The sequence below is a fragment of the Pseudomonas sp. 382 genome, assembly GCF_002759075.1.
GTDB classification, from domain to species: Bacteria; Pseudomonadota; Gammaproteobacteria; order Pseudomonadales; family Pseudomonadaceae; genus Aquipseudomonas; species Aquipseudomonas vlassakiae.
In genome coordinates, this window is the sequence record NZ_PEMX01000005.1 from 158,593 (window position 1) to 184,283 (window position 25,691).

Sequence of the window (25,691 nt, forward strand, 5' to 3'; positions counted from 1 at the left end):
CGATCACTGTGGGGCGGGCTTGCCCGCGAACACGGGCGAAGCCCGTGCCATCCACCGCGGTGGCTTCTTCGCGGGCACTCCCGCTCCCACAGGGTCTTGCCAGTCTCTTACTGCATCTGCACTTCGATCAGGCCATCGGCATTCATGCTGACTTCACTGGTACCCGCCTCGATATCCGGCGCAGGCGCCGCCTCGTCCGCACCTTTGGCCATCATCGCCATTGGCGCGCTACGCAGGTAAGGGCGCGGGTAACCGGAGCTGTTCAGATTCAGGCTGACCACTTTATAGCCCTTGCCGCCCAGTGCCTCGGTGGCCAGCTGTGCGCGGGCCTTGAATGCATTGACCGCATCCTTGAGCAGCTCGTCTTCGCTGGCCTTGCGCGTGGCCGGGGCGATGGAGAAGTCCATGCTGCCCATCTTCAGGTCCTGCAGCAGGTCGGCGGTGAGCTGGGACAGGGCCGGGAAATCGGCACCTTCCAGGCGCAGCTCGGCGCGCTCACGCCAGCCGGTGATCTTCTGCCCCTTGCTGTCATACACCGGGTAGCTGTTGCGGCTGCCCTGGCTGATTTTCACGTCCTTGACCTGGCGCGCCTGCTGCACGGCCTTGTTCATGGTTTCGGTGATTTGCTTGGCGAGCTTGCCGGGGTCGGTATTCTGCGCTTCGCTGTAGAGGGTCACGACCATCAGGTCGCGCGCCACTTCCTTGCTGACTTCGGCGCGCAGCGATACCTGGTTGTAGCGCGGTTCGTCGGCCGCCAGGGCCGGCAGGCTGGCGAGCAGGCCACAGGACAGGATCAGGGCCGCGCCGCGACGTGGAATGTGCATGTGTTACTCCTTGGCAATGATAGGCGTGGGTTGAGGTCATCCTTTCCACGCATGGCCCTTCAGACCGGAACCCGTGTAGCTGGTTCAAAAGTGCCACCATGAACATGTGACAAAGTGTGGCGCTTTGCCGCATCGCTGCAGTGGGGCGCCCGGCTTCGGTATACTCCAGCCGATTTTACTGGAGCACACATCGGGAGAGCGCATGCTCGCCGCCGCACAACCGTTGTCCGCAACACGCCAGAACCTCTGGCGCCTGACTGTCATTCGCGTTCTGGTCCTGGCCGCCCAGGCAGGCTCCGTGGGCGTCGCCTACTGGACCGACCTGCTGCCGCTGCCGTGGCTTTCGCTGGCTGCTACCCTGGCCCTGTCGTCGCTGCTCTGCGCCTTCACCGCCCTGCGCCTGCGCCTGTCGCTGCCGGTCACCGAGACCGAATATGCCTTGCAGCTGGCCTGCGACCTGCTGATCCACAGTGCCTTGCTGTACTACTCGGGTGGCTCGACCAACCCGTTCGTGTCCTATTACCTGGTGCCGCTGGCCATCGCTGCGGTGACCTTGCCGTGGCTGTATTCGCTGATCCTATCGGGCATCGCCCTGACCGCCTACAGCCTGCTGCTGGTGCAGTTCTACCCGCTCGAGGGGCTGCCGATGGCGCGGGACAAGATGCAGGTCTACGGCATGTGGCTGAGTATCGCCCTGGCCGCCGCCGTGATCACCTTCTTTGCCGCGCGCATGGCCGAAGAGCTGCGCCGTCAGGAGCAACTGCGCTCCGAGCGCCGCGAAGAAAGCCTGCGTGACGAACAGTTGCTGGCCGTGGCCACCCAGGCTGCCGGCGCGGCCCACGAACTGGGCACACCCTTGGCGACCATGAGCGTGCTGCTCAATGAAATGCGCCAGGACCACACCGACCCACTGCTTCAGGAAGACCTGCAGATCCTTCAGGACCAGGTCAAGCTGTGCAAGGAAACCCTGCAGCAACTGGTGCGCGCCGCCGAGGCCAACCGCCGTCTGGCGGTGGTCGAACAGGACGTCACCGCCTGGCTCGACGAAGCGTTGAACCGCTGGCACCTGATGCGCCCGGAGGCCAGCTACCGCTTCCAGCGCCTGCGCGACGGCCTGGTACCGCGCCTGACGCCGCCACCGGACCTGACCCAGGCGCTGCTGAACCTGTTGAACAATGCCGCCGATGCCTGCCCCGATGACCTGCAGGTCACCCTGGACTGGGACGCCCAGGACATCCTGATCAGCATCCGCGACCATGGCCCCGGTGTACCGCCGGCCATCGCCGAAGCAATCGGCAAACCCTTCATTACCACCAAAGGCAAAGGCTTCGGCCTGGGCCTGTTCTTGAGCAAGGCCAGCGTGACCCGTGCGGGCGGTTCGGTGAAACTCTATAGTCATGAACAGGGTGGCACCCTGACCGAACTGCGCCTGCCCCATGGCAAGCGAGGAGATGAATGATGAGCGAAGAAAACCAGGTCGAAGGCGAAGAGCTGCCGCACCTGTTGCTGGTGGACGATGACGCCACCTTTACCCGGGTCATGGCCCGGGCCATGAGCCGCCGCGGTTTCCGTGTGAGCACTGCCAGCTCTGCCGAGGAAGGCCTGCTTCTGGCCCAGCAGGACCTGCCGGACTACGCCACGCTGGACCTCAAGATGGAAGGCGACTCGGGCCTGGTGCTGCTGCCCAAGCTGCTGCAGCTGGACCCGGAGATGCGCGTGGTGATCCTGACCGGTTACTCGAGCATCGCCACCGCCGTCGAGGCGGTCAAGCGCGGCGCCTGCAACTACCTGTGCAAGCCGGCCGACGCCGACGACGTACTGGCGGCACTGCTGTCGGAACATGCCGACCTGGACTCGCTGGTGCCGGAAAACCCGATGTCGGTGGACCGCCTGCAGTGGGAGCACATCCAGCGCGTGCTGAATGAGCACGAGGGCAATATCTCCGCTACTGCGCGGGCGCTGGGCATGCACCGTCGCACCCTGCAGCGCAAACTGCAGAAGCGCCCCGTTCGGCGCTGATCCGACGTTGGCTTCTTCGCGGGCATGCACGCTCCCACAAGGGTCGCATATCCCCTGTGGGAGCGGGCGTGCCCGCGAAGAGTCAGAAACATGTTTAAAGTCCTGCTCGATCCCCGCAATTCCTGACGCGTTGGCGTATCATTAGCCGCCTAACGGCAACCCCATCAGGACCGCTTGCGCATGCTCGCCCTTCTTATCCAGACGTTGAACATCACGGCCCCCGTCTTCGCCATGCTGTTCATGGGCGTGCTGCTCAAACGTATCCACCTGATCGACGACAACTTCAACCGCGTCGCCTCGCAGCTGGTGTTCAACGTCTGCATGCCAGCGTTGCTGTTCCTGGGCATCTACCACGCCGACCTGGCCACCGCGGTACAGCCCAGGGTCATCCTCTACTTCGTGGTCGCCACCCTGGTCGGCTTTGCCGTGGCCTGGGGCATGGCCATCTGGCGCAGCCCTCTGGCCGACCGTGGCATCTACACCCAGGGTGCGTTCCGCGGCAACAACGGCGTGATCGGCCTGGCCCTGGCTGCGAGCCTCTATGGCGATTACGGCATCTCCCTGGGGGCGGTGCTCGCCGGGCTGGTGATCCTCATGTACAACTCCCTGTCGGCGGTGGTGCTGGCGGTGTACAGCCCGGACCTCAAGTCCGACCCGTGGAGCATCTGCAAGAGCATCCTGAGCAATCCGCTGATCATCAGTGTGCTGGTGGCCACGCCCTTGGCCTACGGCCAGGTGCCGCTGCCGAACTGGCTGCTGACGTCTGGCGACTACCTGGCGCAGATGACCCTGCCGCTGGCGCTGATCTGCATCGGTGGCACCCTGTCATTGGCGGCCCTGCGCGACAGCGGCAGGCTGGCCATCGATGCGAGCCTGGTGAAGATGGTCCTGCTGCCGCTGATCGGCACCTTGGGTGCCTGGTTGTGCGGCTTCCGGGGGGCCGAGCTGGGCATCCTGTTCCTCTACATCGGCAGCCCGACGGCGGCGGCCAGCTACGTCATGGCTCGCGCCGCCAACGGCAACCATGAACTGGCGGCCTCGATCATCGTGATAACCACGTTAATGGCGGCGATCACCACCAATATTGGTATTTTCATCTTGCAGTGGGGCGGATGGATCTAGATCCTTGACTGCAAAACAACAGCAACAACACTGCCTCACTGAGCCAAAGGACACTTCATGCAAGACCAGAGCACGCCCGAGCCGCTGAAGCGCGGGCTGAAGAATCGCCATATCCAGCTGATTGCGCTGGGTGGCGCCGTCGGTACCGGGCTGTTTCTGGGCATCGCCCAGACCATCCAGCTGGCGGGTCCCGCCGTTTTGCTGGGCTACGCCATCGCCGGTCTGATGGCTTTCTTCATCATGCGCCAATTGGGAGAGATGGTGGTCGAGGAGCCTGTCGCCGGCAGCTTCAGCCACTTCGCCCACCAATACTGGAGCGAGTTCGCCGGGTTCGTTTCCGGTTGGAACTATTGGGTGGTTTACGTGCTGGTCGGCATGGCCGAGCTCACGGCCGTGGGTATCTATGTGCAGTACTGGTGGCCGGCGTTCCCGACCTGGGCCACGGCGGCGATCTTCTTCGTGGTGATCAACCTGATCAACCTCACCCAGGTGAAGGTCTATGGCGAAATGGAGTTCTGGTTCGCCTTGGTCAAGGTGGTAGCGATCGTCAGCATGATCGGTTTCGGCGCCTGGATGCTCGCCAGCGGCCACGGCGGCCCGGATGCCAGCGTGGCCAACCTGTGGCAGTACGGCGGGTTCTTCCCCAATGGTGTGACCGGGCTGGTGATGGCGCTGGCGGTGATCATGTTCTCCTTCGGTGGCCTGGAGCTGGTCGGCATTACCGCCGCCGAGGCCGACAACCCGCGCCAGAGCATCCCCAAGGCAACCAACCAGGTGGTCTACCGCATCCTGATCTTCTACATCGGTGCCCTGGCCGTGCTGCTGTCGCTGTACCCTTGGCAGAAGGTGGTGCAAGGCGGCAGCCCGTTCGTGATGATCTTCCACGAACTGGACAGCGACCTGGTGGCGACCATCCTCAACATCGTGGTGTTGACCGCTGCGTTGTCGGTGTACAACAGCTGTGTGTACGCCAACAGTCGCATGCTGTTCGGCCTGGCCAGCCAAGGTGATGCGCCGCGCCAGTTGCTCAAGGTCAGCCGCAGCGGCGTGCCCCTGACGGCGTTGGCTGTTTCAGCCTTTGCGACCGGCATGTGCGTGCTGATCAACTACCTGATGCCTGGCGAGGCGTTCGGCCTGCTGATGGCGTTGGCGGTGTCGGCGCTGGTGATCAACTGGGCCAGCATCAGCATCACCCACCTGAAGTTCCGCAAGGCCAAGTTGGCGGCCGGGGTCAACCCGTTCTACCAGAGCTGGGGGCACCCGCTGACCAACTACCTGTGCCTGGCGTTCATCGTGCTGATTCTGGTGGTGATGTACCTGACCCCGCCGATCCGCATCTCGGTGATGCTGATCCCTGCGTGGATTGCAGTGCTGTGGGTGGCCTTCAAGTTGAAGAAGGCTCGGCAGGGAAGATAGTCAAAGCAGGCCTGGCCTGTCAGTGCTGCCTGCGCCAGGCTCGGGCGGTGGTGTACAGCAACACCGTGCCCAGCACCGGCAGCACATAGAACAGCATCAACCGCTCCAGCCGCCCGGCCAGTGGCATGCCCATGGTGAAGGCTGCCACATGCAGGCCATAGACCAGGTACAGGCAGAGGAATACCAGCCCCTCGCTGCGGGTGATCCGGTAGCCCGAATAGAACACCGGCAGGCTCAGGGCCGCGACACCCAGCATCACCGGCAGGTCGAATGCCAGCGCATTGGGCGAGATGGTCAGCGGCTCGGGTGTTATCAGTGCGGTCAGGCCGAGCACACCCAGCAAGTTCAACAGATTACTGCCGATCACCGTGCCGACGGCAATCTCCCGCTCGCCGCGAATGGCGGCAATCAGCGCGGCGGCAAGCTCGGGCAGGGATGTACACACGGCGACCACCGTCAGGCCGATGACCCGCTCGGACAGTCCGAGATCGGTGGCCACTTCAATGGCCGCCTCCAGCAGCAGGTGGCCGGCCAGGCTCAACAGGCCAAGGCCGAACAGCACCTGTAGCAGCGCCCCGGACCAGAAGCGCCCAGCGCGCGCTGCGCTGGCATCCTGGGCCGGATAGGTGCGGGCATAATGGCGCGATTGGTGCCAGAGCATGGCCAGGTAGCCCGCCAGGGCGAGCAGCAACAGCAACCCTTCGGCCCGGCCCAGGTGGCCATTGCCACAGAGCGCATAGACCAGGGCGCTGGCGGCAATCATCAGCGGGATGTCCAGGCGCACCAGCTGGCGCGATACCCGCAGTGGAATGATCAGCGCGGCCAGGCCGAGGATGACCAGTACGTTGAAGATGTTGCTGCCGATCACGCTGCCCACGGCCACGTCGGGCGCACCTTGATAGGCGGCTTGCAGGCTCACGGTCAACTGCGGTGCGGTACTGCCGAAGGCCACCAGGCTAAGGCCGATGATCAAGGGGCGCACGCGCAGGCGTTCGGCCAGGCGCAGCGCCGCACGCACCAGCAGTTCGGCACCGGCGATCAGCAGCAGCAGGGCAGCGCCCATTTGCAGCAGGCTGAAGGTGGGGAGGGTGGCCAGGTCGAAAATGATGGGGCTCCAGTCAGGGCAGGTGGCAGGTCAATCGCTCAGACCTTGTACCCGGACGCGCGCCGTTCCGCTACGGAGCATGCCGATTTTTTCTGCTGCAGCACGTGACAGGTCGATCAGTCGGCCTCGGGTATGCGGGCCGCGGTCGTTGATGCGGACCACCACGCTGCGATCGTTGGCCAGGTTGGTGACCAGCACGCGGCTGCCGAATGGCAGGCTGCGGTGGGCGGCAGTGAGGCCGTGCTGGTTGAACGGTTCGCCGCTGGCAGTGCGTTTGCCGTGGTGGCGCGAGCCGTAGTAGGACGCGGTGCCGGTTTCGTTGTAACCGCGGGGGTCGATGTCGTGGCTGGCGCAGCCGGCCAGGAAGGAGAACAGGGCCAGGGTGCCGAGGGAACGTTTTAGCAAGTCAGGTGCTCTCCTATATGGCCATTCGCGGGCGCGCCCGCTCCCACAGGTATATCGCCGCATGTGATAGCGGCGCTGCACCTGTGGGAGCGGGCGTGCCCGCGAACGAGGGCGAAGCCCTCGCAAGATTCAGAGGGGTAAAACAATCACCCTTCGAGCTTGGCCTTGAGCAATTGGTTCACCTGCCCCGGGTTGGCCTTGCCTTTGGAGGCCTTCATCGCCTGGCCGACGAAGAAGCCGAACATCTTGCCGCGCTTGGCCTCGTCAGCGGCACGATATTGTTCGACCTGTTCGGCGTTGGCAGCGAGCACTTCGTCGAGCATCTTGTCGATCGCACCGGTGTCGGTCACCTGCTTGAGGCCCTTGCTTTCGATGATGCTGTCGGCATCGCCTTCGCCCGCTGCCATTACCTCGAACACAGTCTTGGCAATCTTGCCGCTGATGGTGTTGTCGCGAATGCGCAGCAGCATGCCACCCAGGTGTGCGGCGCTGACCGGCGCCTGGTCGATCTCGATGCCCAGCTTGTTCAGCAGGCTGCCCAGCTCGACCATGACCCAGTTGGCGGCCAGCTTGGCGTCGCCACCGATCTTCGCCACTTCTTCGAAGTAATCCGCCTGTTCGCGGCTGGAAGCCAGCACGTTTGCGTCGTAGGCCGACAGGCCGTACTGGCTCTGGAAGCGTTCGACCTTTTGCGGTGGCAGCTCCGGCAGGCCGGCGCGGACGGTTTCGAGGAAGCTGTCCTCGATCACCACCGGCAGCAGGTCCGGGTCGGGGAAGTAACGGTAGTCGTTGGCCTCCTCCTTGCTGCGCATGGAGCGGGTCTCATCCTTGTTCGGGTCGTACAGGCGGGTTTCCTGCACCACTTTGCCGCCGTCCTCGATCAGGTCGATCTGGCGCTGGATCTCGCTGTTGATCGCGCGCTCGATGAAGCGGAACGAGTTGACGTTCTTGATCTCGCAGCGGGTGCCGAATTCGGCCTGGCCTTTCGGGCGGATCGACACGTTGCAGTCACAGCGCAGCGAGCCTTCGGCCATGTTGCCGTCGCAGATACCCAGGTAGCGCACCAGCGCGTGGATAGCCTTGACGTAGGCCACGGCTTCCTTGGCGCTGCGCATGTCCGGCTCGGAGACGATTTCCAGCAGTGGCGTGCCGGCGCGGTTCAGGTCGATGCCGGTAGAGCCGCTGAAGTCTTCGTGCAGGCTCTTGCCGGCATCTTCCTCAAGGTGGGCACGGGTGACGCCGATGCGCTTGATGGTGCCGTCTTCCAGGGCGATGTCCAGGTGGCCCTTGCCGACGATCGGCAGGTCCATCTGGCTGATCTGGTAGCCCTTGGGCAGGTCCGGGTAGAAGTAGTTCTTGCGCGCGAATACGTTGCGCTTGCCGATTTCGGCATCGATCGCCAGGCCGAACATGCAGGCCATGCGCACGGCTTCCTGGTTCAGCACCGGCAGTGCGCCTGGCATCCCCAGGTCAACCAGGCTGGCCTGGGTGTTCGGCTCGGAGCCGAAGGTGGTGGCGCTGCCGGAGAAGATCTTCGACTGGGTGGACAGCTGGGTATGAATCTCCAGCCCGATCACAACTTCCCATTGCATGTGTGAATTCCTCAGAAGCCGTTAGGGGCGCGGGTGTGCCAGTCGGTGACTTGCTGGTAACGGTGCGCGACGTTGAGCAAGCGGCCTTCCTGGAAGTACGGTGCCAGCAGCTGCACGCCGACCGGCAGGCCATCGACGAAGCCGGCTGGCATCGACAGGCCTGGCAGGCCCGCCAGGTTGGCGGTGATGGTGTAGACGTCTTCCAGGTAGGCGGCGACCGGGTCGCTGCTCTTGGCGCCAAGCTTCCAGGCCGGGTTCGGCGTGGTCGGGCCGAGGATCAGGTCGACCTCGGCGAAGGCGGCCATGAAGTCGTTCTTGATCAGGCGGCGGATCTGCTGCGCCTTGATGTAGTAAGCGTCGTAGTAGCCGGCCGACAGGGCGTAGGTGCCGACCATGATGCGGCGCTGCACTTCGGTACCGAAGCCTTCGCCACGGGAACGCTTGTACAGGTCGGTCAGGTCTTTCGGCTCTTCGCAGCGGTAGCCGAAGCGCACACCGTCGAAGCGCGACAGGTTGGAGGAGGCTTCTGCTGGTGCGATCACGTAGTACGCCGGAATGGCATGCTGCATGTTCGGCAGGCTGATTTCCTTGACCACCGCACCGAGCTTTTCCAGCTCCTTGACGCTGGCCTGGACCAGCTCGGCAATGCGCGGGTCGAGGCCGGCACCGAAGTACTCCTTCGGCAGGCCGATGCGCAGGCCCTGCAGCGAGCCGTTGAGGGCGGCGCTGTAGTCCGGCACCGGCTCGTCGATGCTGGTGGAATCCTTGGCATCGAAGCCGGCCATGCCTTGCAGCAGCAGGGCGCAGTCTTCGGCGGTACGTGCCAGCGGGCCACCCTGGTCGAGGCTCGAGGCGTAGGCGATCATGCCCCAGCGCGATACACGACCGTACGTCGGCTTGAGGCCGGTGAGGTTGGTCAGTGCCGCCGGCTGGCGGATCGAGCCGCCGGTGTCGGTGCCGGTGGTGGCCGGCAGCAGGCGTGCGGCCACGGCAGCGGCCGAGCCCCCCGACGAACCGCCGGGTACGTGCTCGAGGTTCCACGGGTTCTTCACCGCGCCGTAGTGGCTGGATTCGTTGGCCGAACCCATGGCGAACTCGTCCATGTTGGTCTTGCCCAGGGTGACCATGCCGGCTTCGGCCAGCTTGGCGACCACGGTCGCGTCGTACGGTGCCTTGAAGTTGTCGAGCATCTTCGAGCCGCAGCTGGTGCGCACGCCGAGGGTGCAGAACAGGTCCTTGTGGGCAATCGGTGCGCCGAGCAGTGCACCGTTCTCGCCAGCGGCGCGACGGGCGTCGGCAGCACGCGCCTGGCCCAGGGCCAGCTCTTCGGTGACGCTGATGAAACTGTTGATCTGTGGGTCGATCTGCTTGACGCGCGCCAGCAGGGCGCCGGTCAGCTCTTCGGAGGAAAACGACTTGTCGGCGAGTCCGCGGGCGATCTCGGCCAGGGTCAATTCATGCATGGCAGGCTCTATCCCTTACTCGATGACTTTCGGAACCAGGTACAGACCGCTTTCGGTCATTGGCGCGATGGCCTGGTAGGCGTCGCGCTGGTTGCTTTCGGTGACCTGGTCGGGACGCAGGCGCTGGCTGGCCTCCAGGGGGTGGGCCAGGGGCTCGATGCCGTTGGTGTCGACCGCTTGCATCTGGTCGACCAGGCCGAGAATGCTGTTCAGGGCGTCAGTAATGCGTGGCAGTTCGCCTTCATTCAGGCCCAGACGGGCCAGATGGGCAATCTTTTCCACGTCGCTGCGTTCAAGCGCCATGGTGATCTCCAGGGGAAACAAAGAACCGAATAGGGTCCGCGGTGAGGAACATGTCAGCATTTTGGCGGTCCAACGGCCGCGATCATCTGCTGGCGTGCTCGGAAAAACAGCCAATTTAACATATTGGCTCCTTGCCCAAAATCCCTGCCATTGTTAGAGTTTGCCGCACTTTTTTACCCACGCTTTCCCCAGGGTCACTTTCCCATGTTCAAGAAACTGCGTGGCATGTTTTCCAGCGATCTTTCCATCGACCTGGGTACTGCCAACACCCTTATTTACGTGCGTGAGCGCGGTATCGTCCTGAATGAGCCCTCGGTTGTTGCCATCCGTACCCACGGCAACCAGAAAAGCGTCGTCGCCGTCGGTACCGAAGCCAAGCGCATGCTGGGCCGCACGCCTGGCAACATTGCTGCCATTCGTCCGATGAAGGACGGCGTCATCGCCGACTTCAGCGTTTGTGAAAAAATGCTGCAGTACTTCATCAACAAGGTTCACGAGAACAGCTTCCTGCAGCCGAGCCCACGCGTGCTCATCTGCGTACCGTGCAAATCGACCCAGGTAGAGCGCCGCGCCATTCGCGAGTCGGCCCTGGGTGCCGGTGCCCGTGAAGTGTTCCTGATCGAAGAGCCAATGGCCGCTGCCATCGGTGCCGGCCTGCCGGTCGAAGAAGCCCGTGGCTCGATGGTCGTCGATATCGGTGGCGGCACCACCGAAATCGCACTGATCTCGCTGAACGGCGTGGTCTATGCCGAGTCCGTCCGGGTTGGCGGCGACCGCTTCGACGAAGCCATCGTCACCTATGTGCGCCGCAACTACGGCAGCCTGATCGGCGAATCCACCGCCGAGCGTATCAAGCAGGAAATCGGCACCGCCTACCCGGGCGGCGAGGTGCGCGAAGTCGACGTGCGCGGCCGTAACCTGGCCGAGGGCGTACCACGCGCCTTCACCCTGAACTCCAACGAAGTCCTGGAAGCCCTGCAGGAATCCCTGGCGACCATCGTCCAGGCGGTCAAGAGCGCCCTGGAGCAATCGCCGCCGGAGCTGGCCTCCGACATCGCCGAGCGCGGCCTGGTGCTGACCGGTGGTGGCGCGCTGCTGCGTGACCTCGACAAACTGCTGGCGCAGGAAACCGGCCTGCCGGTGATCGTCGCCGAAGACCCGCTGACCTGTGTCGCCCGTGGCGGTGGTCGCGCCCTGGAGATGATGGACAAGCACGCGATGGACCTGCTCTCCAGCGAGTGATCCCCCGCTGCTTTCGAAAGCCCGGTTTACAGGTAGCACGCGCAGTGCTACCTGTATGCGCTGGCTGGCGTCCATCGCGGCGTCGTTTCCGTCAACCCGCAACCAGGCTGGTGCGTTGTCCCATGTCCAATGACCTCCTGAGTCGTCCACGAGGAACGGCCCATTAAACCGCTTTTCTCCAAGGGCCCTTCGCTGGGCGTTCGCCTGCTGGTACTGGTAGTGCTGTCGGTCGCGCTGATGGTTGTCGACGCGCGTTTCGACGTGCTCAAGCCGGTGCGCAGCCAGATGGGCCTGGTGCTCATGGAATCGTACTGGATCACCGACCTGCCGCAGCGGATGTGGCAAGGCGTGGCCGGCCAGTTCGGCAGCCGCACCGAGCTGATCGCTGAAAACGAAAAACTCAAGACCGAAGCCCTGCTGCTTCAAGGGCGCCTGCAGAAGCTGGCGGCCCTGACGGAGCAGAACGTGCGCTTGCGTGAGTTGCTCAACTCCTCGGCGCTGGTCAACGAAAAGGTCGAAGTGGCCGAGCTGATCGGCGTCGACCCCAATCCGTTCACCCACCGCATTCTGATCAACAAGGGTGAGCGCGATGGTGTGTTCCTGGGGCAGCCGGTACTCGATGCCCGTGGCCTGATGGGCCAGGTGGTCGAGCTGATGCCGTATACCTCGCGGGTCCTGCTGTTGACCGACACGACCCACAGCATTCCGGTGCAGGTCAACCGCAACGGCCTGCGCGCCATCGCCAGCGGCACCGGCAACCCGGAGCGTCTCGAGTTGCGCCATGTCGCCGACACCGCCGACATCAAGGAAGGTGACCTGCTGGTGAGCTCTGGCATGGGCCAGCGTTTCCCGGCCGGCTACCCGGTGGCCACGGTCAACGAAGTGATCCACGATTCCGGCCAGCCGTTTGCCATCGTCCGCGCCATTCCAACCGCCGCGCTCAACCGCAGCCGCTACATGTTGCTGGTGTTCAGTGACCGCCGTACACCGGAGCAGCGTGCCACCGAAGCAGCCATCGCCCAGGAAGAGGCCGATCGCAAGGGCACTGGCCAACCTGCTGCCAATGCCGAGCAGCCGGCAGTTGCCCCAGCCCCGGCACAGCCAGCCGGGCCGGCCGCTACGGGTCAGGCGCCTGCGGCCCCGGCTGCAGCGCCCCCGGCTGCAGCGCCCGGCAGCCCTGCCGCCGCGCCTGCGGCCCCCGCCCATCCCCGGAGACAATGATGGCCAAGTCGCGCCGTAATCACGGTTGGGTCATCTGGCTGACGTTCGCCATCGGCCTGCTGCTCAGCGTTTCACCCATGCCGCAGTTCCTTGAAGTGTTCCGGCCCATGTGGCTGGCGATGCTGGTGTCGTTCTGGACCTTGAACGTGCCAGGCAAGGTTGGCATGACCACCGCTTTCATTCTGGGGCTGGCCGAGGACGTACTGTACGGCACCTTGCTGGGGCAGAACGCGCTCATCCTCACGCTCATCACGTTCCTCGTGCTGTCGCTGCAGCAGCGCCTGCGCATGTTCCCGCTGTGGCAGCAGAGCCTGGTGATCCTGGTGATCTTCGGTATCGCCCAGCTGATCCAGCTGTGGCTCAGTGCGCTCACCGGCAATCGCCTGCCAACCCTGGCGCTGGTCTGGCCGGCCGTGATCAGTGCCTTGCTCTGGCCATGGATCAGCTTCGCCCTGCGCGACCTGCGCCGACGTTTGCGCATCAACTGACGGCGCTGCCACTGACAGGGAGATGTCCAGATGAAACCACTCTACCTCGCCTCCGGCTCACCGCGCCGGCGTGAACTGCTCGGCCAGATCGGCGTGCCGTTCACTGTTGTCAGTGCGCCCATCGATGAAACGCCACTGCCCGGCGAAGGCATTCCAGACTATGCCTTGCGCTTGGCGCGTGCCAAGGCTGCCGCCGGTTTCGCCAGGCTGGACGGACCAGGCGTGGTGTTGGGGGCTGACACGGTGGTGTCTTCTCTCGGAGAAATCCTCGGTAAACCGCGTGACCGTGACGACGCCTTGGCCATGCTCGCCAAGCTTTCCGGCGACCGCCATCAGGTGATCACGGCCGTGGCCGTGACCGATGGAACGCGTTGGGAAGAAGCATGCGTCGGTACCCATGTGTATTTTCGCGAAATCAGCCCTGAAGAAGCGCAGCGCTACTGGGAAACCGGCGAGCCACTGGACAAGGCAGGCGGCTACGCGATTCAGGGGTTGGGTGCAGTCTTCGTGCAGCAGCTTGAGGGCAGCTACTCGGCCGTGGTCGGCCTTCCGCTGTTCGAAACTGCCCGCTTGCTCGCGGCGTTTTCGATCCCATGCTGGCAGCAACATGGGGTATCGGCACAGCGCTAGCCAGACATCCGATAGCGATCCATCATTACCCGAGACCTTTGACGAGAGCCTGCCATGAGTGAAGAGATCCTGATCAACATCACCCCGATGGAATCACGCGTGGCGGTGGTGGAAAACGGGGTGCTGCAGGAAGTGCATGTCGAGCGCACCCAGCGTCGCGGCATCGTCGGCAATATCTACAAGGGCAAGGTCGTGCGGGTGCTGCCGGGCATGCAGGCGGCATTCGTCGACATCGGCCTGGAGCGCGCGGCGTTCATCCATGCGTCGGAAATATCCCAGCGCGAAGGCTCGGCGGTGGAGAACATCACCGCACTGGTGCACGAGGGCCAGGCCCTGGTGGTGCAGGTGACCAAAGATCCGATCGGCACCAAGGGTGCGCGCCTGACCACGCAGCTGTCGATCCCCTCGCGTTACCTGGTGTACATGCCACGCAGCAGCCATGTCGGCATTTCGCTGAAGATCGAAGACGAAGCCGAACGCGAGCGCCTCAAGCAGGTGGTCAGCGACTGTATGGACAGCGAGAACATCAAGGACGCAGGGGGCTTCATCCTGCGCACCGCTGCCGAGGGGGCGCGGGCTGAAGAAATCCTCCAGGACATCCGTTACCTGCGCCGCCTGTGGGAGCAGATCGGCAGCCAGATCCAGACCTGCGGCGCGCCCACGGTCATTTATGAAGACCTCGGCCTGGCCTTGCGCACGCTGCGTGACCTGGTCAACCCGAAGATCGAGAAGATTCGTATCGATTCGCGGGAAACCTTCCAGAAAACCACGCAGTTCGTCGCCGAGCTGATGCCGGAGATCGCTGATCGGCTGGAGCATTATCCAGGCGAGCGGCCAATCTTCGACCTGTACGGGGTCGAGGACGAAATCCAGCGCGCCCTGGAGCGCAAGGTGCCGCTCAAGTCCGGCGGCTACCTGGTGGTCGACCCGGCCGAAGCGATGACTACCATTGACGTCAATACCGGTGCGTTCGTCGGCCACCGCAACCTGGAAGAAACCATCTTCAAGACCAACCTCGAAGCCGCCACGGCCATCGCTCGGCAGCTGCGCCTGCGCAACATCGGCGGGATCATCATCATCGACTTCATCGACATGGAAGACGAAGAGCACCAGCGCCAGGTGCTGCGCACCCTGGAAAAGCAGCTGGAGCGGGATCATGCCAAGACCAACATCATCGGCATCACCGAGCTGGGCCTGGTGCAGATGACCCGCAAGCGCACCCGTGAAAGCCTCGAACAGGTTCTCTGCGAGCCATGCATCGCCTGTCAGGGGCGCGGCAAGCTGAAGACTCCCGAGACCATCTGTTACGAGATCTTCCGCGAGATCCTCCGCGAAGCCCGTGCATACCAGGCTGAGGGTTATCGTGTGCTGGCCAATCAGAAGGTGGTCGATCGCCTGCTGGACGAAGAGTCCGGCAACGTTGCCGAACTGGAGACCTTCATTGGCCGAACCATTCGCTTTCAGGTCGAGTCGATGTATTCGCAGGAACAATACGATGTGGTGCTGCTCTGAGGCTTTCTGATACCCGCCCCGGATGGCGCTGGCTGGCAAGCCCGGCACGTCGGGCCATCATGGATAAACGACCTGGAGGGCCATGGCCATGGGACGTCTGAACCGCGTTCTTGTCGCCTTGACCCGTTGGGGGCTGGGCATCTGTGCCTTGCTCGCGGTGCTGGTGGCATTGTATGTCAGCCTCGGTCGCGAGCTGGTGCCGCTGGTGGCCGAATACCGTGGCGATGTCGAGAGCAAGGCTGAACAGGCGCTTGGTCTACCCGTGCATGTCGGGGCGCTGGAAGGGCGCTGGAGCGGCCTGGCGCCGGTGTTGCGCGTGCGTGACCTGCAACTGGGCGAGGGCGCATCGGCCCTGCGCCTGGATGACGTCAAGGTGGTACCGGACCTGTGGGCCAGCCTGACCTCCCGCGAAGTGCGCCTGGCGCGCATCGAACTCGGTGGCCTGCAACTGATTCTGCGCGAGGACGAGCAGGGTGGCTGGGCCCTTGAAGGGTTGCCAAAAAAGGATGACGCGCCGCTGGATCCTGCCGAGTTGCTGCAGCGCTTGCGTCAATTGGGCCGCATCGATGTGTTCGACAGCCAGGTCACCTTGCAGCCCTGGCAGCGTGACCCGTTGACCCTTACCTATGTCAGCGTCGGCCTGCAAGCCGGGGCTTCACGCCAGGCCCTCGACCTGCGGGCGACCTTGCCCGACGGCCAGCCGCTGGCGCTCAATCTGCGCAGCCGGGCAAATGCCAAAGCCTGGCGCGATGGCGCGGTCGAGGCTTACCTGAGCCTGCCGCAAAGCGACTGGGCGCGGTGGTTGCCTCCCGCTTTGCTGGGCCAGTGGCGGGCGGAAGCGCTGAAGGCCGGTGGCGAGTTCTGGGTCGACTGGAGCAAGGGCCAGTTGCAGCAGGCAGTGGTGCGCCTCAATGCACCGCAACTGCGCGGTGCCTACGCCGAGCGCAAGGCGGTGGCCCTGGACAACCTCGCGTTGACCGCCTGGTTCCAGCGCCGGGATCAGGGTTTCGATGTGCTGGTGGATTCACTCGCGGCGAGCATCGGCAAGAGCCGCTGGGAATCGCACCTGCAAGTGAACCAGCGCCTGGGCGACGACCCGGCCGACGAAACCTGGCAGGTGCAGGCCGACCGCCTTGACCTCACCCCGTTGACCCCGCTGATCGATGCCCTGGCACCCTTGTCGGACAAGCTCATGGCCGTGGTCGATGGGCTGAACGTCACCGGGGCGCTGCGCAACGTTCGGCTGGAAGCACGGCCAAACGCCGAGGGCGACCAGCGGCTGCAGTTCGCAGCCAACCTGGAGAGGGTCGGTTTCGATGCCTATCATGGCGCACCGGCAGCTGGCAATGTCAGCGGCAGCATCAGCGGCGACCTCGGGCATGGCGAGCTGCGGCTGGATACTGACGCATTCATGCTGCACCTGTACCCGATCTTCGCCAAACCCTGGCAATACCAGAAGGCCAATGCGCGCCTGACCTGGGCGCTCGACAAGCATGGTTTCACCCTCATCGCCCCCTACCTCAAGGTGCTGGGCGAGGAGGGCAAGATCGCTGGCGATTTCCTGATTCGCCTGCTGTTCGACGAAGGCACCGAAAGCTACATGGACCTGCGGGTCGGCCTGACCGAAGGCGATGGCCGCTATACCGCCAAGTACCTGCCCGAAGTGCTGAGCCCGGCCCTCGACGAATGGCTGCGCAGCGCCATCGTCAAGGGCAACGTCGATGAGGGCTACTTCCAGTACCAGGGTTCGTTGAACCACGGCGCCACCCCGGAGGCTCGCAGCATCAGCCTGTTCTTCAAGGTTCACGACGCCGCACTCGACTTCCAGCCAGGCTGGCCGCAGGTGCAGCAGGTGGACGGCGATGTGCTGATCGAAGACAGCGGCGTGCGCATCAAGGCCAGCAAGGGCTTGCTGCTCGACACCAAGGTCAGCGACGTCAGCGTGAATATTCCCCATGTCGACAGCGGCCAGCACAGCCATCTGTACCTCGACGGCAATTTCGACGGCAGCCTTGGCGATGGTCTGAAAATCCTCAAGGAAGCCCCGATCGGGACTGGCGAGATCTTCGCCGGCTGGGAAGGCGAGGGCCCTCTCAAGGGCAATGTGAAGCTCGACGTACCCTTGGCCCATGGCGAGCGGCCAAAAGTGCTGGTGGACTTCGCCACTGCCGATGCACGTCTGAAGGTGACCCCGCCCAGCCTGGACCTGACGCGCCTCAAGGGTGACTTCAGCTTTGACTTCGACAAGGGGCTGAGCGGCAAGAACATCAGCTTGCAGGTGTTCGGCAAGCCGGTCACTGCGCAGATCAGCGCCGAGGGCCAGCCCGAGCAGATGCAGACGCGCATCAGCGCCAGCGGCCAGGCTTCGCTGAAGTCCCTGACCGACTGGTTGCAGTTCAGGCAGACCTTGCCCGCTTCAGGCGACCTGCCGTACCAGTTGCAAGTCAATTTGGGCAGTCGTGATAACAGCTTGAGCGTCAGCTCTTCGCTCAAGGGCTTGGCCATCGACCTGCCGGCTCCGTTCGGCAAGGCGGCGGCGGAGACCCGCGACAGTCGTTTCAGCATGAACCTGCAAGGGCCTGAGCGGCGATTCGATGCGGCTTACGCCGACCTGGCCCGTTTCGCCTACGCCGCACCGGCCGACAAGCTGGGCCAGGGCCGTGGCGAACTGTTGCTTGGCTCCGGGCAGGCGCAGCTGCCAGCGGCTCAGGGGCTGCGGGTCAAGGGGCGGCTGGAAAGCCTGGACCTGGGCCCTTGGCAGGAACAGGCCGCTCGCTTTGCTGGTGACGACCCCGGTGGCAATGCCCGGCAGAACTTGCAGAGCGTCGACCTGAGCATCGGCCAGCTGAAGGCCTTCGGCATGAACCTGAACCAGGCCGTCGTGCGCCTGACCCGGGGGGGCGCAGCCTGGGACCTGCGCCTGGACAGCAAGGAAGTCATCGGTAACGCGCGCCTGCCAGATGCCAAGGCTGCACCGATGGTGGTGCGCCTGCAGACACTGCGCCTACCGCCCGCCGACCCCGCTGAAACCCAATCGGAAGAAGGCCCCGACCCGTTGGCCTCGTTCGACCCACGCAAGGTGCCGGCGCTGGACCTGAGCATCGACAAGCTGTACCGCGGCGACGACCTGTTCGGCAATGTCGCGCTGAAGTTGCGCCCCACCGCTCGGGGCGTGGCTGCGCAAGACATCGACCTTGACTTCAAAGGCTTGCATGTCGATGGCAGTGGCGGTTGGGAAGGCGAAACGGGGGCTACCAGCAGCTGGTACAAAGGCCGGCTCGATGGCAAGAACCTCGCCGATGTGCTCAAGGCCTGGGGGTTCGCCCCGACCGTGACCAGTCGCGATTTCCGCCTGGATGTGGATGGCCGTTGGCCGGGTTCGCCCGCCTGGGTCGGCCTCAAGCGCTTCTCTGGCAGCATGGATGCGGCCTTGCGCAGCGGTCAGTTCGTCGAGGTGGAGGGTGGCGCACAGGCCCTGCGCGTGTTCGGCCTGCTTAACTTCAACTCGATTGGCCGGCGCCTGCGCCTGGACTTCTCCGACCTGTTCGACAAGGGCCTGGCCTATGACCGGGTCAAGGGCCTGCTGGTGGCCAGTAGCGGCGTCTACGTGACCCGCGAGCCAATCAGCGTGACCGGGCCGTCGAGCAACTTTGAGCTCGATGGCACCCTCGACCTGGTGCGCGATCGGGTCGCTGCCAACCTGCAGGTGACCCTGCCGGTGACCAACAACCTGCCACTGGCCGCGTTGATTGTCGGTGCGCCTGCGGTCGGGGGCGCGCTGTTCCTGGTCGACCGGCTGATCGGCGACCGTGTGTCGCGTTTTGCCAGTGTGCACTATCGCGTCGAAGGGCCGGTGAAAGAGCCTAAAATCACGTTTGTGAAACCGTTCGATAAATAATTGCAGGAGTGCCCATGAAGGCAGCGGTCATCCAGATGGTCAGCCAGGACGATGTGCTGGCCAACCTGCAGCGTGCAGGCGCCTTGCTCGAACAGGCAGCCCTGGGCGGCGCTCGGTTGGCGGTGCTGCCGGAAAACTTCGCGGCAATGGGCCGCAAGGATGCCGCCGCCATCGGCCGCGCCGAAGCCATGGGCGAAGGCCCGATCCTGCCGTGGTTGAAACGTACCGCACGTGACCTCAGATTATGGATTGTCGCCGGTACCTTGCCGCTGCCACCACAAGGCCAGCCTGAAGCCAAGGCCCATGCCTGTTCGCTGCTCATCGACGAACACGGCGAAGTGGTGGCGCGCTATGACAAGCTGCATCTGTTCGACGTGGATGTGGCTGACAACCGTGGTCGCTACCGCGAGTCGGATGACTATGCCCATGGTGCGCAGGTGGTGGTGGCCGATACGCCGCTAGGCCGATTGGGGCTCAGCGTGTGTTACGACCTGCGCTTCCCCGAGCTGTACAGCGCCTTGCGCAGCGCAGGCGCGGAGTTGATCACGGCACCGGCTGCCTTTACTGCGGTCACAGGCGCAGCGCATTGGGAAGTTCTGATCCGCGCCCGGGCCATTGAAACCCAGTGCTATGTTTTGGCGGCAGCTCAAGGCGGTACCCATCCAGGCCCGCGGGAAACCCACGGCCACGCCGCGATCGTCGACCCTTGGGGGCGGATCGTCGCAGAACAGGCGCAAGGCGAAGCGGTTTTGCTCGCCGAGCGTGACATTGATGAACAGGCGTCCATTCGGGCGCGCATGCCGGTAACCACGCACCGGCGCTTTTTCTCGCAGGACGCCTTGCGGCCTGCGCACACCTCGGAGTGACTATGAGCCAGATGTTATCCACCGTCAGCGAGCAACTCCTGGCCCCGGGCGGACTCACCCTCGACAGCCTGCAGAGCGTGCTGGGCGAGCTGGCAGGCCCCGGCATCGATGCGGCGGACCTGTATTTCCAGGGGCAGATCTCGGAAACCTGGGCACTGGAGGACGGCATCGTCAAAGAAGGCAGCTTCAATCTGGACCAGGGTGTCGGTGTGCGTGCCCAGTCCGGTGAGAAGACCGGCTTCGCCTACAGCAATGCCATCAACCTCGAAGCGCTGACCTCGGCGGCCCGTGCGGCCCGCTCGATTTCCCGCGCCGGCCAGAACGGCACGGTCCAGGCGTTCCGCAGCCAGGACGTGACGGCGCTGTATGCGCCGGACAATCCGCTGGATGTGCTCAGCCGTGCCGAGAAGGTCGAGCTGCTCAAGCGTGTGGATGCGGCCACCCGTGCCCTCGATCCGCGAATCCAGCAGGTCAGCGTAAGCATGGCCGGCGTCTGGGAGCGCATCCTGATTGCCGCCGCCGACGGTAGCCTGGCCGCTGATGTGCGCCCGCTGGTGCGTTTCAACGTCAGCGTCATCGTCGAGCAGAATGGCCGCCGCGAGCGTGGCGGGCAGGGGGGCGGTGGGCGTACCGACTACCGCTTCTTCACTGAAGACCGCGTCATGGGCTATGCCCGCGAAGCGCTGCGCCAGGCACTGGTGAACCTCGAAGCCATCCCGGCCCCGGCCGGTACCTTGCCAGTGGTACTGGGGTCCGGCTGGTCGGGCGTGCTGCTGCATGAAGCGGTCGGCCATGGCCTGGAAGGCGACTTCAACCGCAAAGGCAGCTCGGCATTCAGTGGGCGGATCGGCGAGAAGGTGGCTTCGCCCCTGTGCACCATCGTCGACGACGGCACCCTCGAGGGGCGCCGCGGCTCATTGAGTGTCGATGACGAAGGCACGCCGACCGAATGCACCACGTTGATCGAGAACGGCATCCTCAAGGGCTACATGCAGGACAAGCTCAATGCACGCCTGATGGGCATGGCGGTTACCGGCAACGGTCGCCGCGAGTCTTATGCGCACCTGCCGATGCCGCGCATGACCAACACCTACATGCGGGCCGGCAAGAGCGATCCACAAGAAATCATTGCTTCGGTGAAGAAGGGTATCTACTGCGCCAACCTCGGTGGTGGCCAGGTCGATATCACCAGTGGCAAGTTCGTATTCTCGACCAGCGAAGCCTACCTGATCGAAGACGGCAAGATCACCGCCCCGGTGAAAGGCGCGACCCTGATCGGCAACGGGCCGGAGGCCATGAGCCGGGTGTCGATGGTCGGTAACGACCTGGCGCTGGACAGTGGGGTGGGGACGTGTGGCAAAGACGGCCAATCGGTGCCGGTAGGCGTCGGGCAGCCGACCTTGAAGCTCGATGCGATTACCGTGGGCGGTACTGGCGCTTGAGGATGCGGGCTGCCTGCAGGAGCGGTCTCGTGTCGCGAAAGGGCCGCAGAGCGGCCCCGGGATTCAGCGATACAGCAGAAATGGCTGGGGCTGCTCCGCAACCCTTTCGCGACGCAAGGCCGCTCCTACAGGAGCCCGCTGTCGGCAGTCAGCGCAGCCCGCGCTGCATCTCGTCGAGATCGCGGATGTATTTGAACACCTTGCGCGCAGCGGCAGGCGGTTTGTTCCGCGCCTTTTCGTGCTGGGCATGACGAATCAGCGAGCGCAGTTGCTGGCGATCGGTCTCGGGGTATTCGTTGACGAAACGCTCGAGGTCTTCATCGTTACCGTCGATCAGGCGGTCGCGCCAGCGTTCCAGGTTGTGGAAGCGCTCGTTGTACTGGCGGCTGGAGCTGTCGATCTGCTCGAGCACGGCGTGGATGGCGTCCAGGTCCTGGTCGCGCATCAGCTTGCCGACGAACGACATGTGGCGTTTGCGTGCGCCGTGGGCGGTGTGCTTGCTGGCGTCGGCCAGGGCCTTGCGCAGCTCGTCGGTGAGCGGCAGGCGCGCCAGGGTGTCGGCCTTGACCGTGGTCAGGCGTTCGCCGAGTTCGACCAGCGCATGCAGTTCGCGCTTGATCTGGGTTTTGCTTTTTTCGCCGTCGAAGGCGTCGTCGTATGAATCAACCATGGTGGCAGTCCGCTAGAAATCGCCGCCATGATAACCAGTCGGGGGCCGCTTGTCCGTGCCCGGTCGTAGAATGACCCTCGCCGAACGCAGAATTTGAGTGGAGAAAACCATGAGTGCAGTCCAGAGCGTAGGCCCCAAGGACCTGCCAGCGTTGCAAGAGCAGGTCGAGGCGATCATTGCAGAAGCACGCAAGCAAGGCGCCAGTGCCTGCGAAGTGGCGGTGTCGCTGGAGCAGGGCCTGTCCACCACGGTGCGTCAGCGCGAGGTCGAGACGGTCGAATTCAACCGCGACCAGGGCTTCGGCATCACCCTCTATGTAGGCCAGCGCAAGGGCTCGGCCAGCACTTCGGCCAGTGGCCCGGATGCCATCCGGGAAACCGTGGCCGCTGCTCTGGCGATTGCCAAACACACCTCCGAGGACGAGTGCTCAGGGCTGGCTGATGCCGCGCTGATGGCCCGCGAAATCCCCGACCTCGACCTCTATCACGACTGGGACATCGAGCCGGAGAAGGCCATCGAGATGGCGCAGGCCTGCGAGGCGGCGGCATTCGACGCTGACACGCGGATCCTCAATGCCGATGGCACCACCCTGAACACTCACCAGGGTTGCCGCGTGTACGGCAACAGCCACGGCTTCATCGGTGGCTACGCCTCGACCCGGCACAGCCTGAGCTGCGTGATGATCGCTGAAGGCGAAGGCCAGATGCAGCGTGACTACTGGTATGACGTGAACCGCCAGGGCCACATGCTGGCCGACCCGCGCAGCATCGGCGCTCGCGCCGCGCAGCGCGCAGCCAGCCGACTTGGTGCGCGGCCGGTGCCGACCTGTGAAGTGCCCGTGCTGTTTTCCGCCGAGCTGGCGGGTGGCCTGTTCGGCAGTTTCCTGTCGGCCATCTCGGGCGGCAACCTGTACCGCAAGTCGTCGTTCCTCGATGGCGCTATCGGACAGCGCCTGTTCCCGTCCTGGCTGACACTCGACGAGCGCCCCCACATTCCTCGCGCGCTGGGCAGCGCCGCATTCGACGGTGACGGCCTGGCGACCTACGCGAAGCCGTTCGTCGATAAAGGCGAGCTGGTGTCGTACCTGCTGGGTACCTACTCCGGACGTAAGCTCGGCTTGCCAAGCACTGCCAACGCCGGGGGCGTGCACAACCTGTATGTCACTCACGGCGTCGAAGACCAGGCGGCGCTGATCCGGCGCATGGGCCGTGGCCTGCTGGTGACCGAGCTGATGGGCCATGGGCTGAACATGGTGACTGGCGACTACTCGCGGGGTGCGGCGGGCTTCTGGATCGAGAACGGCGAGATTCAACATGCCGTACAGGAAGTGACGATCGCCGGCAATATGAAAGACATGTTCCAGCAAATTGTTGCAGTTGGCTGTGATCTCGAAACCCGTAGCAATATTCACACGGGGTCGGTCCTGATCGAGCGAATGACGGTCGCTGGTAGCTGACATCGGGGCAGGAATGCCCAGCGTCAATTAAGCCCGGCCATCGTGCCGGGTTTTTCTTTGCTGGGCTGATGCTTGAATTGATTCTGTTTATCAATCAATAATGAATATCATTATCTTGCAACTTGGCGATGATGTTCATGAAACCCGTCCTGCGCGAACTGCCTTACCTGGAAAACTGGCGCTGGCTCAGCCGGCGGATCCGCTGCGCCCTCGAACCTGATGAGCCGCGCCTGATCGAGCACTACCTGGCCGAAGGCCGTTACCTGGTGTGCTGCACCGAAACTTCGCCATGGACCGTGGCGCTGACCTCCTTCCGCCTGCTGCTGGATACCGCCTGCGACCGCATGTTGCCGTGGCATTGGCGCTGCCTGTGCCTGGACCAGGCCTGGCGACCGTTGCTGGACCTGCGCAACCTCGATCGCCACGAGGGGAACCTGCGCTGGCAGCCTTATGCCTTGCAGCTGGCCAACTGCCGGCTGCTGCCGTCGATTTCTCCCGATGAACTGATGCAAGGATTTGAACATGAGTGATACCCGTATCGAGCGTGACAGCATGGGCGAGCTGCAGGTGCCGGCCAGGGCCCTGTATGGCGCGCAGACCCAGCGCGCGGTAGATAACTTTCCGATCAGCGGCCAGCGCATGCCCGCCCAGTTCATCCGCGCCTTGTTGCTGGCCAAGGCCGCTGCGGCCCGGGCCAACATCGAGCTGGAGCAGCTGTCGCCAGGGCAGGGCCAGGCCATCGTCGAGGCGGTCGAGCAATTGCTGGGCGCAGATTTCATCCAGCACTTTCCGGTGGATGTGTTCCAGACCGGCTCGGGGACCAGCTCGAACATGAACGCGAACGAGGTGATCGCCACCTTGGCCAGCCGGGTGCTCGGTGAGCCGGTCAATGCCAATGACCACGTCAACTGTGGCCAGAGCAGCAACGACATCATCCCTACCACCATTCATGTCAGCGCCGCGCTGGCGCTGCATGAGCAACTGCTGCCGGCGTTGAGCCACCTCGTTCAGGTGATCGAGGCCAAGTCACGCCAGGTGCATCAGTATGTAAAGACCGGCCGCACCCATCTGATGGACGCCATGCCAGTGCGCATGAGCCAGGTGCTCGATGGCTGGGCTGCGCAGGTCAATGGCGCCAGAGCACATCTCGAAGCGACCCTGCCGAGCCTGCAGGCATTGGCCCAGGGTGGCACCGCAGTGGGTACCGGGATCAACGCCCACCCACAGTTCGCCGCCGGCTTTGCGCGCCAACTGAGCGGGCTTACCAACGTTGAGTTCACCCCTGGCCATAACCTGTTCGCGCTGATCGGCTCCCAGGACACCGCCGTGGCGCTGTCTGGCCAGCTCAAGACCACCGCCGTGGCGCTGATGAAGATTGCCAACGACCTGCGCTGGATGAACTCAGGCCCCTTGGCTGGCCTGGGCGAAATCGAGCTGCAGGGCCTGCAGCCGGGTTCGTCGATCATGCCGGGCAAGGTCAACCCGGTCATCCCGGAAGCCACTGCCATGGTCGCCGCCCAGGTCATTGGTAATGACGCCACCATCGCTGTGGCCGGGCAATCGGGCAACTTCGAGTTGAACGTGATGCTGCCGGTGATCGCCCGCAACTTACTGGAGAGCATCGAGCTGATGGCCAACGCCAGCCGCCTGCTGGCCGACAAGGCGATTGCCAGCTTCAAGGTAAACGAGGGCAAGCTCAAGGAAGCCTTGGCGCGCAACCCGATCCTCGTCACCGCGCTGAACCCGATCATCGGCTACCTCAAGGCCGCCGAAATCGCCAAGACCGCTTACCAGCAGGGCCGCCCGATCATCGATGTAGCACTGGAACATACCGACCTGTCGCGCGATCAGCTCGAAGCACTGCTGGACCCGGAAAAACTCACCGCTGGTGGCATTTGATCGCCATTGGGCCTGGACTTGTGGGAACACGCCCTCCGGCTGGCGCTGGGCGGCTTGCTGTCAATCGCCGGCACGGCGTTGCTGCTGGCCCGCGGTATCGCCTGGCTGGACTGGCGAT

General features: G+C 64.0%; 22 protein-coding genes. 15 read left to right on the top strand and 7 right to left on the bottom strand.

Going from position 1 to position 25,691, the window contains the following annotated elements; all coding sequences use genetic code 11:
* Nucleotides 1-107 precede the first annotated feature (107 nt).
* Complete coding sequence (locus CQW31_RS08645; RefSeq protein WP_099814304.1) at nt 108-824, bottom strand: SIMPL domain-containing protein; 717 nt, start codon at nt 822-824, stop codon at nt 108-110.
* Between the two features lie 202 nt (nt 825-1,026).
* Here CQW31_RS08645 and CQW31_RS08650 point away from each other — a divergent pair, with 202 nt between their 5' ends.
* From CQW31_RS08650 to CQW31_RS08665, 4 genes are all read left to right on the top strand, one after another.
* Nucleotides 1,027-2,283 carry an ATP-binding protein gene (locus CQW31_RS08650; RefSeq protein WP_054886987.1) on the top strand — a complete coding sequence of 419 codons (1,257 nt, stop codon included), beginning with the start codon at nt 1,027-1,029 and terminating at the stop codon, nt 2,281-2,283.
* Nucleotides 2,283-2,843 carry a response regulator transcription factor gene (locus CQW31_RS08655; protein WP_054886988.1) on the top strand — a complete coding sequence of 187 codons (561 nt, stop codon included), beginning with the start codon at nt 2,283-2,285 and terminating at the stop codon, nt 2,841-2,843. The genes CQW31_RS08650 and CQW31_RS08655 overlap by 1 nt, the downstream gene beginning before the upstream one ends.
* A gap of 180 nt (nt 2,844-3,023) precedes the next feature.
* Nucleotides 3,024-3,965, top strand: coding sequence for an AEC family transporter (locus CQW31_RS08660; protein ID WP_054886989.1), 942 nt, complete (start codon nt 3,024-3,026; stop codon nt 3,963-3,965).
* 57 nt (nt 3,966-4,022) lie between these two features.
* The gene (locus CQW31_RS08665; RefSeq protein WP_099814305.1) at nt 4,023-5,381 is read left to right on the top strand and encodes an amino acid permease; all 1,359 of its coding nucleotides are present in this window, start codon (nt 4,023-4,025) and stop codon (nt 5,379-5,381) included.
* 19 nt (nt 5,382-5,400) lie between these two features.
* On the opposite strand, the gene CQW31_RS08670 is transcribed toward CQW31_RS08665, so the two are convergent.
* The 5 genes from CQW31_RS08670 to gatC form a co-directional block, all read right to left on the bottom strand.
* Complete coding sequence (locus tag CQW31_RS08670; protein WP_099814306.1) at nt 5,401-6,444, bottom strand: calcium/sodium antiporter; 1,044 nt, start codon at nt 6,442-6,444, stop codon at nt 5,401-5,403.
* Nucleotides 6,445-6,516: 72 nt separating this feature from the next.
* On the bottom strand, nt 6,517-6,891 hold the full coding sequence (locus tag CQW31_RS08675) for a septal ring lytic transglycosylase RlpA family protein (protein WP_082433675.1): 375 nt from the start codon (nt 6,889-6,891) through the stop codon (nt 6,517-6,519).
* Nucleotides 6,892-7,037: 146 nt separating this feature from the next.
* On the bottom strand, nt 7,038-8,483 hold the full coding sequence (gene gatB, locus CQW31_RS08680) for an Asp-tRNA(Asn)/Glu-tRNA(Gln) amidotransferase subunit GatB (RefSeq protein ID WP_099814307.1): 1,446 nt from the start codon (nt 8,481-8,483) through the stop codon (nt 7,038-7,040).
* Nucleotides 8,484-8,494: 11 nt separating this feature from the next.
* Entirely contained in the window at nt 8,495-9,946 is a 1,452-nt protein-coding gene (gene gatA / locus CQW31_RS08685) for an Asp-tRNA(Asn)/Glu-tRNA(Gln) amidotransferase subunit GatA (protein ID WP_054887191.1), read from the bottom strand.
* Nucleotides 9,947-9,961: 15 nt separating this feature from the next.
* The gene (gene gatC / locus CQW31_RS08690) at nt 9,962-10,249 is read right to left on the bottom strand and encodes an Asp-tRNA(Asn)/Glu-tRNA(Gln) amidotransferase subunit GatC (protein WP_054887192.1); all 288 of its coding nucleotides are present in this window, start codon (nt 10,247-10,249) and stop codon (nt 9,962-9,964) included.
* Between the two features lie 204 nt (nt 10,250-10,453).
* Here gatC and mreB point away from each other — a divergent pair, with 204 nt between their 5' ends.
* The 8 genes from mreB to tldD all read left to right on the top strand — a co-directional run bounded on the left by mreB (nt 10,454) and on the right by tldD (nt 21,548).
* The gene (gene mreB / locus CQW31_RS08695) at nt 10,454-11,491 is read left to right on the top strand and encodes a rod shape-determining protein MreB (RefSeq protein WP_003255163.1); all 1,038 of its coding nucleotides are present in this window, start codon (nt 10,454-10,456) and stop codon (nt 11,489-11,491) included.
* A gap of 162 nt (nt 11,492-11,653) precedes the next feature.
* Nucleotides 11,654-12,712, top strand: coding sequence for a rod shape-determining protein MreC (mreC, locus tag CQW31_RS08700; RefSeq protein ID WP_099814308.1), 1,059 nt, complete (start codon nt 11,654-11,656; stop codon nt 12,710-12,712).
* A complete protein-coding gene (gene mreD, locus CQW31_RS08705; RefSeq protein ID WP_054887193.1) occupies nt 12,712-13,200 on the top strand; it encodes a rod shape-determining protein MreD in 489 nt (162 codons plus the stop codon). The genes mreC and mreD overlap by 1 nt, the downstream gene beginning before the upstream one ends.
* A 30-nt stretch (nt 13,201-13,230) precedes the next feature.
* Complete coding sequence (locus tag CQW31_RS08710) at nt 13,231-13,830, top strand: nucleoside triphosphate pyrophosphatase (RefSeq protein ID WP_054887194.1); 600 nt, start codon at nt 13,231-13,233, stop codon at nt 13,828-13,830.
* A gap of 54 nt (nt 13,831-13,884) precedes the next feature.
* Nucleotides 13,885-15,342, top strand: a complete 1,458-nt coding sequence (gene rng, locus CQW31_RS08715; protein WP_054887195.1) for a ribonuclease G — start codon at nt 13,885-13,887, stop codon at nt 15,340-15,342.
* An 82-nt stretch (nt 15,343-15,424) separates the two neighbouring features.
* A complete protein-coding gene (locus tag CQW31_RS08720; RefSeq protein WP_099814309.1) occupies nt 15,425-19,240 on the top strand; it encodes a YhdP family protein in 3,816 nt (1,271 codons plus the stop codon).
* 14 nt (nt 19,241-19,254) lie between these two features.
* Nucleotides 19,255-20,106, top strand: a complete 852-nt coding sequence (locus CQW31_RS08725; protein WP_054885943.1) for a carbon-nitrogen hydrolase family protein — start codon at nt 19,255-19,257, stop codon at nt 20,104-20,106.
* A 2-nt stretch (nt 20,107-20,108) separates the two neighbouring features.
* Nucleotides 20,109-21,548 carry a metalloprotease TldD gene (gene tldD / locus CQW31_RS08730; RefSeq protein ID WP_054885944.1) on the top strand — a complete coding sequence of 480 codons (1,440 nt, stop codon included), beginning with the start codon at nt 20,109-20,111 and terminating at the stop codon, nt 21,546-21,548.
* A 148-nt stretch (nt 21,549-21,696) separates the two neighbouring features.
* On the opposite strand, the gene yjgA is transcribed toward tldD, so the two are convergent.
* On the bottom strand, nt 21,697-22,218 hold the full coding sequence (gene yjgA / locus CQW31_RS08735) for a ribosome biogenesis factor YjgA (RefSeq protein ID WP_027920225.1): 522 nt from the start codon (nt 22,216-22,218) through the stop codon (nt 21,697-21,699).
* A gap of 109 nt (nt 22,219-22,327) precedes the next feature.
* On the opposite strand from yjgA, the gene pmbA reads away from it, so the two are divergent.
* The 3 genes from pmbA to CQW31_RS08750 all read left to right on the top strand — a co-directional run bounded on the left by pmbA (nt 22,328) and on the right by CQW31_RS08750 (nt 25,573).
* The gene (gene pmbA / locus CQW31_RS08740) at nt 22,328-23,674 is read left to right on the top strand and encodes a metalloprotease PmbA (RefSeq protein ID WP_099814310.1); all 1,347 of its coding nucleotides are present in this window, start codon (nt 22,328-22,330) and stop codon (nt 23,672-23,674) included.
* A gap of 128 nt (nt 23,675-23,802) precedes the next feature.
* Nucleotides 23,803-24,204, top strand: a complete 402-nt coding sequence (locus CQW31_RS08745; RefSeq protein ID WP_082433612.1) for a FagA protein — start codon at nt 23,803-23,805, stop codon at nt 24,202-24,204.
* On the top strand, nt 24,197-25,573 hold the full coding sequence (locus CQW31_RS08750; protein ID WP_054885946.1) for a lyase family protein: 1,377 nt from the start codon (nt 24,197-24,199) through the stop codon (nt 25,571-25,573). The genes CQW31_RS08745 and CQW31_RS08750 overlap by 8 nt, the downstream gene beginning before the upstream one ends.
* Nucleotides 25,574-25,691 lie beyond the last annotated feature (118 nt).

Coding starts and splice junctions, on each gene's coding strand:
- CQW31_RS08645 (WP_099814304.1), bottom strand. CDS start 824: ATGCACATTCCACGTCGCGGCGCGGCCCTGATCCTGTCCTGTGGCCTG.
- CQW31_RS08650 (WP_054886987.1), top strand. CDS start 1,027: ATGCTCGCCGCCGCACAACCGTTGTCCGCAACACGCCAGAACCTCTGG.
- CQW31_RS08655 (WP_054886988.1), top strand. CDS start 2,283: ATGAGCGAAGAAAACCAGGTCGAAGGCGAAGAGCTGCCGCACCTGTTG.
- CQW31_RS08660 (WP_054886989.1), top strand. CDS start 3,024: ATGCTCGCCCTTCTTATCCAGACGTTGAACATCACGGCCCCCGTCTTC.
- CQW31_RS08665 (WP_099814305.1), top strand. CDS start 4,023: ATGCAAGACCAGAGCACGCCCGAGCCGCTGAAGCGCGGGCTGAAGAAT.
- CQW31_RS08670 (WP_099814306.1), bottom strand. CDS start 6,444: ATGGGCGCTGCCCTGCTGCTGCTGATCGCCGGTGCCGAACTGCTGGTG.
- gatB (WP_099814307.1), bottom strand. CDS start 8,483: ATGCAATGGGAAGTTGTGATCGGGCTGGAGATTCATACCCAGCTGTCC.
- gatA (WP_054887191.1), bottom strand. CDS start 9,946: ATGCATGAATTGACCCTGGCCGAGATCGCCCGCGGACTCGCCGACAAG.
- gatC (WP_054887192.1), bottom strand. CDS start 10,249: ATGGCGCTTGAACGCAGCGACGTGGAAAAGATTGCCCATCTGGCCCGT.
- mreB (WP_003255163.1), top strand. CDS start 10,454: ATGTTCAAGAAACTGCGTGGCATGTTTTCCAGCGATCTTTCCATCGAC.
- mreD (WP_054887193.1), top strand. CDS start 12,712: ATGGCCAAGTCGCGCCGTAATCACGGTTGGGTCATCTGGCTGACGTTC.
- CQW31_RS08710 (WP_054887194.1), top strand. CDS start 13,231: ATGAAACCACTCTACCTCGCCTCCGGCTCACCGCGCCGGCGTGAACTG.
- rng (WP_054887195.1), top strand. CDS start 13,885: ATGAGTGAAGAGATCCTGATCAACATCACCCCGATGGAATCACGCGTG.
- CQW31_RS08720 (WP_099814309.1), top strand. CDS start 15,425: ATGGCCATGGGACGTCTGAACCGCGTTCTTGTCGCCTTGACCCGTTGG.
- CQW31_RS08725 (WP_054885943.1), top strand. CDS start 19,255: ATGAAGGCAGCGGTCATCCAGATGGTCAGCCAGGACGATGTGCTGGCC.
- tldD (WP_054885944.1), top strand. CDS start 20,109: ATGAGCCAGATGTTATCCACCGTCAGCGAGCAACTCCTGGCCCCGGGC.
- yjgA (WP_027920225.1), bottom strand. CDS start 22,218: ATGGTTGATTCATACGACGACGCCTTCGACGGCGAAAAAAGCAAAACC.
- pmbA (WP_099814310.1), top strand. CDS start 22,328: ATGAGTGCAGTCCAGAGCGTAGGCCCCAAGGACCTGCCAGCGTTGCAA.
- CQW31_RS08745 (WP_082433612.1), top strand. CDS start 23,803: ATGATGTTCATGAAACCCGTCCTGCGCGAACTGCCTTACCTGGAAAAC.
- CQW31_RS08750 (WP_054885946.1), top strand. CDS start 24,197: ATGAGTGATACCCGTATCGAGCGTGACAGCATGGGCGAGCTGCAGGTG.